This window comes from Arenimonas sp., from assembly GCF_019459675.1.
Lineage (GTDB): Bacteria > Pseudomonadota > Gammaproteobacteria > Xanthomonadales > Xanthomonadaceae > Arenimonas.
The window spans coordinates 1-9,478 of sequence record NZ_JAIBFH010000172.1 but is presented as its reverse complement, the minus strand read 5'-3'; the positions used below and the strand labels follow the sequence as shown (position 1 = coordinate 9,478).

Below are 9,478 nucleotides of genomic sequence, written 5' to 3'. Positions count from 1 at the left end.
GTTGTTGTAGCTCAGCTCCTTGCCCTGCAGGAAGCGCGCGGTGGCGACGATGCCCTGGGGCGCGTCCTTCTCGATGTAAAGCGCGCCGCGCTGGTGCGGGTTTTCGCCGTAGCGCAGCGACGAGGCCAGGCCCAGCGACAGGTTGAAGGTGTGCGGCCAGGCTTCCGGTGTTTCCGGGTCGGCCGCGCGCGGCGACAGCCACTGGGTGATCTGGCCGTCGTAGGCGCTGGTGTGCGCGTAGGCCTTGGCGGCGAAGGCGCGGCGCTGCGCGGCGTCGGTGCCGCCGGCCTGCAGCGACGCGATCAGCGCGGCGTAGTCGGCCGGGTCCACCACCACGCTGGTGCGCGCGTGGTTCTTGGCGGCGGCGCGCAGCATGGCCGGGCCGCCGATGTCGATGTTCTCGATGGCGTCGTCGTAGCTGCAGCCGGGCTGCGCCACGGTGGCGGCGAACGGGTAGAGGTTCACCACCAGCAGGTCGATGGGCGCGATGCCGTGCTGCGCCATCACCGCGTCGTCCACGCCGTCGCGGCCCAGCAGGCCGCCGTGGATCTTCGGGTGCAGGGTCTTGACCCGGCCGTCCATGATTTCCGGGAAGCCGGTGACGTCGCTCACGTCGGTGACCGCGATACCGGCATCGCGCAGGGCCTTGGCCGTACCACCGGTGGAAAGCAGGTCCACGCCCAGGGCGGCCAGGCTGTGCGCCAGGTCGATCACGCCGGTCTTGTCGGAAACGGAAAGCAGCGCGCGGCGAACGGATCGGCGTTCAGCAGTCATCAGGCACCCCAAAAGGAATCCCCAATTATACCGAGTGCAGCAGAACGGGGTCAGGTTCACTTTCCCCGGCCAGGGCTTGGCAGCCCTTCGAACGAAATTCGCTGGAAAAGTGAACCTGACCGCGTTCTGGTCAGGCCAGGCTGTAGCTTTTCAGCTTTTTGCGCAGGGTGGCGCGGTTGATGCCCAGGCAGGCGGCGGCGCGGCTCTGGTTGCCTTCGCAGTAGCGCATCACTTCGGCGAACAGCGGGGCCTCCACTTCGCGCAGCACGACCTCGTACAGGTCGTCGAGCTCGCAGCCGTTGATGTCCTGCAGGTAGCGCCGGACGGAGCGGGCAACGTGGTCGCGTAGCGGGGTGTGGCCGGCGGCGTGGCTCGGGGACTCGGCGCGCGCGGCGGGTTGGGCATTCACTTCTGGGAAGCTCCGGCAGGGTGGTGTCCGCTTCCGTGCGGGCCCCGGGCCGATGCCTGAGGGGGAGGCAGTTTACGTCAAAGTTTTCCGGCGCGCGAATGGGCCCGAAGTACCGTCGCGTTCAGTGGAAATCAAAGGTAAAAGCCACCGCGCGTTTGCCGGGGTCCAGGATTTCCAGGGTGGCGATGGCCGATTGCCCGGGTGCGATCAGGGGCAGGACCGGCGGGCTGCCCAGGTACGCAGACGGCTCGAACCGGCGCAGCCCCAGCGCCTGGCCGTCGAGGTCGAGCAGCGCCACTTCCATCAGCGGCCAGGCCTGCGGCCAGCGTGCGTCATTGCGGAAGCTGGTGGTCACCAGCAGGGTGCCGGGCGCGGTGGGGTGCGGTTGCACTTCGCGGTTGGTGATGCGGAAGGCGGCGGGCTCGTGCCAGGGCGGCAGCGAACAGCGCAGCAGGCCGCACACCGTTTCCAGCCGCGGCCGCCAGGCCGGATCCTTCGCCAGCCGCGCCCGGTCGGCCAGCATCACCTGCAGCATCAGGCCCACGCATAGCGCCAGCGCCGCCCCCCACCCCCCCCAGGGAATGGGGCGCGCGGGCGCGGGCGTGTCGGTGACGGCGAAGCGGGGGGCGCGCGGGGGCATGGGGGAATGATAGCGATGTGCGGGCAGGCTGCGTCGGAGGCGACGGACGCGAACGCCTAAGCGATCGGCTTCCTCTGGCCCGTGATGCGCATCCAATCCCCGTCCTGCACGGCCTCCAGCGAATCAAACCACGCGCCGTAGCGTTCCAGCAGCGGCCCCTCCTGCCCGTGCAGGATGCCGGACAGTGCAATCACCCCGCCCGGGGCGACGCGTGCGGCCAATGTGTCCGCCAGCGCATCCAGCGCGGCGGCCAGGATGTTGGCCACCACCACCGGATACGTTGCCACCGGCTCGTTTTCGGGTGAATACACGCTCAGCAGGTCGCCCACGCCGTTGCGCTCGGCGTTGTCGGCGCTGGCCGCCAGGGCCTGGGGGTCGTTGTCCACGCCCACGGCGCGCTCGGCGCCCAGCTTCAGCGCGGCCAGCGCCAGGATGCCGCTGCCGCAGCCGAAATCGAGCACGGTCTTGCCGCGCAGCACCAGTGAATCGAGCCAGCGCAGGCACAGCGCGGTGGTGGGGTGGGTCCCCGAGCCGAAGGCCAGGCCCGGGTCCAGCCGCACGATCACCCCATTGCGGGCTTCGGGCGGCGTTTCCATGTTCCAGGGCACGATCCAGGTGCGGCGGCCGAAACTCAGCGGCACGTACTGGTCCATCCACGCGCGTTCCCAGTCCTGGTCGGCGACTTCGCGGAACTCGGCCTGCGACAGGTCGATGCCGTCGTCGAACGACTCCAGCGCATGCAGCACCAGCTCGGCCAGGGTGTCCCCGGGAAACAGCGCGATCATCGTGATCTCGGGCCACAACGGCGTTTCGCCCACGCCGGGCTCCAGCACCGCCCTTTCGTTGGGCGTGGCGGCGTCGGCGTCCATCAGCGTGACCGACAGGGCGCCCAGGTCGTTGAGGGCGTTCTCGACGCGGTGTTCGTCGTCGGCGCGGCAGCGCAGGGAGAGTTCGAGGAAGGGCATGGCGGGCAAAGGCGATAGCGGGCCGCCATTGTCGCATTACCCGGGCTGCCGGGCCTCAGGCCGGGGCGCAGCCGGCCAGGGCGTCGAGCTCGGAGCGGTAGGCGCTGGTCTGCACGTCCAGCAGGCCCAGCACGGTGTGGAAAAAATGGTCGTGGCTTACCGGCAGGGTGCGCCTGGCCTGTGCGCAGGCCATGTCCAGGCCGCGCCATTCCCGGAAGGCCGGCGAGCTCCACAGCAGCATCGGCACCTTGGTCTGCTCGCCGGGGGCGAACAGGTAGGGCGCACCGTGCAGGTAGACGCCGCTTTCGCCGGTCGACTCGCCGTGGTCAGACAGGTAGAGCAGGGCCGACGTGCGTTGATCGGCGTGCTCGCCCAGCAGCGCCACCAGGCGCGCCAGGATGTGGTCGGTGTAGGCGATGGTGTTGTCGTAGCTGTTGCGGATCTGCTCTGGCGTGCAGGACTGCAGCGCGACGCTGTCGCAGGAAGGCGTGAAACGCTCGAAGGCCTTCGGATAGCGCTTGAAATAGGCCGGGCCGTGGCTGCCGATCATGTGCAGCACGTACACCTTGTCGCCGGTGGCGTCAGGGTCGGTGGGCAGCAGTTCCCGCCTGAGGTGGCGCACCAGCAGTTCGTCCAGGCAGCCCTCCTCGTCGCACAGGTCGGTGGCGCCCAGCGTGGCCATGTCTTCTTCGGGGTCGGAGCTGCGCAGCGCGATGCGCTTGCTGCCGGTGTTGTTGTCCTCCCACTCCACCTGGAAGCCGGCGTGGGTGATGACGTCGAGCAGGTTCTCGGACGATTTGGCGGCGGACTCCCGGTAGTCCTTGCGCCCCAGGTTGGAGAACATGCACGGCAGCGACGTGGCGGTGTTGGTGCCGCAGCTGCTCACGTCCGTGAAATAGGTGATGTCCAGCTTGGCCAGCTCGCGGTTGGTGTCGCGGCCATAGCCGCCCAGGCTGAAGCTGGCCGCGCGCGCCGACTCGCCGATCACCAGCACCAGCAGGCGCGGCTTGGCGCCGGGCGGGCGCGTGCCGCCGCGGGCATCGGTGCCCAGCGGCCGTATCACCACCGGCGCGGCCGGGGCGCTGTGCTTGATGTAGCCGCGCACGGCCGAGAACACATTGAACGGCGTGGCCAGGTCGCGCAGCTGCGAGTGGTTTCGGGCGGTGGACGCCATCTCGCGCGAGAACGGCGCAATGGCCAGGCCGATCAGCACCAGTGCGGCCAGCATCATCAGCCCGCGCGACAGCAGCTCGCGGGGCCAGGGCCGGTAGGTGACCGGCACGCGCCACAGCGCCAGCACCGGCACCACGCCCAGCAGGCCCAGGTAGACCAGCATCTTCCACGAAAGCCACTGCGCACCTTCGCGGGCGTCGGTTTCAAGCACGCTCTGCAGGGCATGCCGGTCCACCACCACGCCGTAGCTGTCGATGAAATAGGCCGCCGATGCCGCCAGCAGGATCACCACCGCCAGCAGCGGCTTGTGCACGAAGCGCCAGGCCAGCAAAGACAGCACCAGGATGTTCATGCCCACCATCAGCAGGCCCGCCGCCGCCAGGAAGAGCACGCCGCGCAGCCCCGGCAGCAGGTCGGCCGCCATCAGGTGCTTCCAGAAGCCGGCGCTGTAGAACAGTGCAAACAGCACCGACACGATCGCGGTCAGCTGGTTCGCCGACAGCGCCGTGCGCTTGCGCGGCAGCGATTGGGTGACTTTCCTGCCAAACACCATGGACAACCTTCCAACCGACACTGGCCCGGGACGGGCGATGGTGCATGCTGCGCCATCCGGATTAACGCAGCCTTAGGCGCATGTTCGGAGGGCGTTAAGCGCGGGCCGGACTCTCGGGCGGGCTGCGCCCGGCCATGGCTTGAGCGGCTCAGGACGCCGCGGCTGCCGCCAGCGGTGCGGCCACCGTGCTTGAATCCACGCAGCGGTAATGCATCGCGACATGGATGTTCTCGACGTTCGGCAGCAAGGCCGTAGGCTCGATCGGCTCCGATAGCATGACGATCTTTTCCACCAGCACCGCCTTGCCCGCGCAGTCCTCGGTGTAAACCTCGCGCAGGAAGTTGCCCGCCAGGCTTTCGGCGACTACCCGTCGGTTCTGGTCCTTGCGCACCGTGCCGTAACCCATCTTCTGCGACACGCCTTGCGGCGCTGCGCCATAAAATTCGCCGGTCTCGCCCTTGTTGACGATGCGATGGCCCGGCAGGCGGTCGTAGGCGCAGGCTACCGTCATCGAAAGCTCTTCACCGGCCGGAACGATCGACTCCATTTCCTGCATGTTCAGCAGACGGGGGGATTGGTCTTGAACCGAATACGAGTCGTTGCAGCGCTGGCCGCTGGCTTGCAGCAGGGCGGCCGCGTAGTCCAGGACAGTGGCCTCGCCCTGCGAGACCGTGCTGGCCTTGAACCGACCCGCGAACTCCCCGGCTTCCAGTGTTTCAACCGTGACCCGCTTGCCGATCCCGGTGGCCGGATGCTCCAGCGCGCAGCCTGCAAACGTGCCTGCTGAAAGCGCCAGAAGGAATACAGTGGTCCGGCGCATCGACGTCTCCTGGCGGTCAACCCAAGCCTATCGCCTTTTCCTTGCGCTCGGCCAGCCGCTTTTCCAGGTAGTGGATGTTGGTGCCGCCCTGGATGAAGCCCATGTCCGCCATGATCCGGCTCTGCAGCGGCACGTTGGTCTTGATGCCGTCCACCACCATCTCGATCAGCGCCACGCGCATGCGGGCGATGTCCTGGGCCCGCGTGGCCCCGTGCACGATCAGCTTGCCGATCATCGAATCGTAGTTGGGCGGCACCTTGTAGCCTTCGTAGATGTGCGAATCCACCCGCACGCCCGGGCCGCCCGGCGCGTGGAAATGCTTGATCAGGCCGGGGCTGGGCAGGAAGGTTTCCGGGTCCTCGGCGTTGATGCGGCATTCGATGGCGTGGCCGCGGATCACGATGTCGGACTGCTGGATGCTGAGCTTCTGGCCGCTGGCGATCAGCAGCTGTTCGCGCACCAGGTCCACGCCGGTCACCAGTTCGGTGACGGGGTGTTCGACCTGGATGCGGGTGTTCATTTCGATGAAGTAGAAGCGGCCGTCTTCGAACAGGAATTCGAAGGTGCCGGCGCCGCGGTAGCCGATGCGCACGCAGGCCTCGGTGCAGATGCGGCCGATCTCGGCGCGCTGGGCTTCGGTGATGCCGGGCGCCGGTGCTTCTTCGACGACTTTCTGGTGCCGGCGCTGCATCGAGCAGTCGCGCTCGCCCAGGTGGATGGCGTTGCCCTGGCCGTCGCTGAGCACCTGGATTTCCACGTGGCGCGGGTTTTCCAGGAACTTTTCCATGTACACCATGTCGTTGCTGAAGGCCGCCTTGGCCTCCTGCTTGGTGGCGGCGATGGCGTTGAGCAGCGCAGCTTCGGTATGCACCACGCGCATGCCGCGGCCGCCGCCGCCGCCGGCGGCCTTGATGATCACCGGGTAGCCGATGTCGCGGCCGTGGCGCAGGCACACGTCGTCGTCGTCGGGCAGCGGGCCGCCCGAGCCGGGCACGCAGGGCACGCCGGCGTCCTTCATGGCGCGGATGGCCTCCACCTTGTCGCCCATCATGCGGATCACCTTGGGGGTGGGCCCGATGAAGACGAAGCCGGATTTCTCCACGCGCTCGGCGAAGTCGGCGTTCTCGCTCAGGAAGCCGTAGCCGGGGTGGATGCCCTTGGCGTCGGTGACTTCCGCCGCGGCGATGATGGCCGGGATGTTGAGGTAGCTGGCGGCCGACGGCGCCGGGGCGATGCACACCGATTCGTCGGCCATCGCCTCGTGCTTGAGGTTGCGGTCCACCGTGGAGTGCACGGCCACGGTCTTGATGCCCAGCGCATGGCAGGCGCGCAGGATGCGCAGCGCAATCTCGCCGCGGTTGGCGATGACGATCTTGTCGAGCATGGGGGTGGCCTTCAGCTGATGACGAACATGGGCTCGTCGAACTCGATCGGCTGGCCGTTCTTGACCAGGACAGCGCGCACCGTGCCCGACACATCGGCTTCGATCGGATTGAACATCTTCATCGCCTCGATGATGCCCAGCGTTTCGCCGGCCTTCACCGTCTGGCCCACCTTCACGAACGGCGGCTTGTCCGGGCTCTGCGATTCGTAATAGGTGCCCACCATCGGCGAGCGCACGGTGTGGCCATCGGGCACGTCCTTGGTGGACTTACCCACCGCATCGGCCGACAGCGCCGGTGCCGGCGCAGCGGGCGCGGCCGCGCGGGCCGGCTCGGCGTAGGCGACGGGGGCCGGGGCGGCCATCACGGTGCCGCGCGGCACCCGGGCCAGGCGCACGGACTCCTCGCCCTCCTTGATCTCGATTTCGGCGAGGTTGGATTCCTCGAGCAGGTCGATGAGTTTCTTGATCTTGCGAAGGTCCATGCCGGCCTCGTCTTGGAGTTGTGGAAAGGGAGGGGTGGCGCGGCTCAGCGGCCGGCCGGGGTGTCGCTGGCGGCCAGGCGCTTGATGGCCGCCTGCAGCGCGTAGGAATAGCTGTCGGCCCCGAAGCCGCTCACCACGCCCAGCGCCAGGCTGGAGAAGTAGCTGTGCTGGCGGAAGGGCTCGCGGGCGTGCGGGTTGGACAGGTGTACTTCGATGAAGGGCAGGGCCACCGCGGCCAGCGCGTCGCGCAGGGCCACCGAGGTGTGCGTGAAGGCGGCCGGGTTGATCACGATGAAGGCGGTGCCGTCGCGGCGCGCGGCCTGCACCCGGTCCACCAGCACGTGCTCGGCGTTGGACTGGAAGCTTTCCAGGGCGTGGCCGGCGGCCTGGGCGCTGGCGGCCAGGGCCTGGTCGATGTCGGCCAGGGTGGCGTGGCCATAGATGCCCGGCTCGCGTTCGCCGAGCAGGTTCAGGTTGGGACCATGCAGTACCAGGATCTTCGCCACGCCATCCTCCCCAGGAGCAGCACAGTCTGCCGTCAAGGCCGGGGGGCTGTCCAGACGATACCCGCGACTTCGCGGATTTTAACGGGCGTTTGAATTCCGCTGGCCGCTAGTCCGCGGCCCAGCGGCGCACCGATTCGGCGTTCGGGAAGGCGCCGTAGTGGGTTTTCACCCGCCGGCCCTGCGCGTCCAGCAGCACGGTGTAGGGCAGGATGCCGCGGGCATTGCCCAGCCGAACCGAACTGTCGGACGGGCCGGCGCTTTCCAGCAGCAGCGTGAAAGCGACCGGCACCTGGCGCTGGAAGGCCAGCGCGTCTTCGCGCGTATCCAGCGCGATACCGATCACTTGCACGCCGTTGCCGCCCTGTTGCGCGGCGAAGGCGTCCAGCGCGGGCATTTCCTCGCGGCAGGGTCCGCACCAGCTGGCCCAGTAGTTGATCAGCCGCGGGCGGCCGGGGCCCGAGACGGTGAAGGGCTGGCCACTCTCGAGTTCGGGCAGCACCAGCGACGGCAGCAGGTCGCCTTCCCCCACCACGACCAGGCCCGGAGGCGGCGCCTTTTCGGCGGGGATCAGTACGCGATGGCCCAGCCACCAGCCCAGGCCGGCGCTGATGCCGGCCAGCAACACGATGGCGGCCCAGGTGAGGGCGGCTTGGTGCTTCATGTCAGCGTGCCGCCTCGGCCAGGGCCTGTTCCACCGTGGCCTGGGTCAGCACGGTCGGCAGCACCGCCGGTTCGCCCTGGCGCGGGTAAACCACGTAAAGCGGTACGCCCACGGCACCGTGTGATTCCAGGAAGGCGGTGATGGCCGGGTCCACGTCGGTCCAGTCGCCCTTCATGTAGACGGCGCCGGCGGCGTCGAGCGCGGTACGGAAGCCATCGCGGGCCAGCACGGCCTTTTCGTTGGCCTTGCAGGTGACGCACCAGTCGGCGGTCATGTTGACGAACACCACGCGGCCGTCGCGGCGCAGCTGCGCCAGCGCGTCGGCCGAGTATTCCACCACGCCCGCTTCGGCCGCGGCCGCGCGCTCGGGGGCGGGCATGCGCTGCACCACCACCACGGCCCACAGCGAGGCCGCCACCAGCGCACCGGCCAGCACGCGCGGCAGCACGCGCTCGCGCCAGCGGGCCTTTTCCCACCACCATAGGCCCAGCGCCAGCACCACGGCGGCCACCAGCACCAGGCCGATGGCGTCGGCGCCGCGCTGCTTGGCCAGCACCCACAGCAGCCAAACGGCCGTGAGGTACATCGGGAACGCCAGCACCTGCTTGAAGGTGTCCATCCACGCGCCGGGCCGCGGCAGGCGGTTGGCCAGCCCCGGCACGAAACCGATCAGCAGGAAGGGCAGGGCCAGGCCGAGGCCCAGGAACAAAAACACCAGGATGGCGACCGACGGCGAGGCCGCGAACGCAAACGCCAGCGCCGTGCCCATGAACGGCGCGGTGCACGGGCTGGCCACCACCACCGCCAGCACGCCGGTGAAGAAATCGCCCGCCGGGCCGGACTTTTCAGTCAGCTTCTGGCCGGTGCCGGCCAGCGACGCGCCAAAACTCACTACGCCCGACAGCGACAGGCCGATGGCCACCATCACCAGCGCCAGCGCCGCGATGACGCCCGGCTGCTGCAGCTGGAAGCCCCAGCCCAGCGCCAGGCCGGCCTGGCGCAGCGCCCGCGCGCTCGCGCCCCCCGCGGCAAAGCAGGCCAGCACGCCGGCCGTGTACCACAGGGCCTGGCGCTTGGCCTGGCCGCCGCCCTGCGCCAGCGACACGGCCTT

The 9,478-nt window shown here is 68.9% G+C and carries 10 protein-coding genes and 1 pseudogene; all 11 read right to left on the bottom strand.

Annotated features, from left to right (window positions below):
* Positions 1-774: pseudogene (gene purH / locus K0M70_RS06045) on the bottom strand (bifunctional phosphoribosylaminoimidazolecarboxamide formyltransferase/IMP cyclohydrolase); the annotation flags it as partial.
* A 130-nt stretch (positions 775-904) separates the two neighbouring features.
* Positions 905-1,183, bottom strand: a complete 279-nt coding sequence (gene fis, locus K0M70_RS06040; protein ID WP_290780625.1) for a DNA-binding transcriptional regulator Fis — start codon at positions 1,181-1,183, stop codon at positions 905-907.
* 121 nt (positions 1,184-1,304) lie between these two features.
* Positions 1,305-1,823: a DUF3426 domain-containing protein gene (locus tag K0M70_RS06035; protein WP_290780622.1), complete on the bottom strand. Its 519-nt coding sequence runs from the start codon at positions 1,821-1,823 to the stop codon at positions 1,305-1,307.
* Positions 1,824-1,879: 56 nt separating this feature from the next.
* A complete protein-coding gene (prmA, locus tag K0M70_RS06030) occupies positions 1,880-2,788 on the bottom strand; it encodes a 50S ribosomal protein L11 methyltransferase (protein WP_290780620.1) in 909 nt (302 codons plus the stop codon).
* A gap of 55 nt (positions 2,789-2,843) precedes the next feature.
* Positions 2,844-4,514, bottom strand: coding sequence for a phosphoethanolamine--lipid A transferase (locus tag K0M70_RS06025; protein ID WP_290780617.1), 1,671 nt, complete (start codon positions 4,512-4,514; stop codon positions 2,844-2,846).
* 148 nt (positions 4,515-4,662) lie between these two features.
* Positions 4,663-5,334: a hypothetical protein gene (locus K0M70_RS06020; RefSeq protein WP_290780614.1), complete on the bottom strand. Its 672-nt coding sequence runs from the start codon at positions 5,332-5,334 to the stop codon at positions 4,663-4,665.
* Positions 5,335-5,350: 16 nt separating this feature from the next.
* Complete coding sequence (gene accC, locus K0M70_RS06015; protein WP_290780611.1) at positions 5,351-6,718, bottom strand: acetyl-CoA carboxylase biotin carboxylase subunit; 1,368 nt, start codon at positions 6,716-6,718, stop codon at positions 5,351-5,353.
* 11 nt (positions 6,719-6,729) lie between these two features.
* Entirely contained in the window at positions 6,730-7,200 is a 471-nt protein-coding gene (accB, locus tag K0M70_RS06010) for an acetyl-CoA carboxylase biotin carboxyl carrier protein (protein ID WP_290780608.1), read from the bottom strand.
* 44 nt (positions 7,201-7,244) lie between these two features.
* Positions 7,245-7,706 carry a type II 3-dehydroquinate dehydratase gene (gene aroQ / locus K0M70_RS06005; RefSeq protein WP_290780605.1) on the bottom strand — a complete coding sequence of 154 codons (462 nt, stop codon included), beginning with the start codon at positions 7,704-7,706 and terminating at the stop codon, positions 7,245-7,247.
* A gap of 106 nt (positions 7,707-7,812) precedes the next feature.
* Positions 7,813-8,367, bottom strand: coding sequence for a TlpA disulfide reductase family protein (locus K0M70_RS06000; protein WP_290780602.1), 555 nt, complete (start codon positions 8,365-8,367; stop codon positions 7,813-7,815).
* Position 8,368: 1 nt separating this feature from the next.
* The coding region (locus tag K0M70_RS05995) for a thioredoxin family protein (RefSeq protein WP_290780599.1) at positions 8,369-9,478 on the bottom strand (1,110 nt) is incomplete at its 5' end.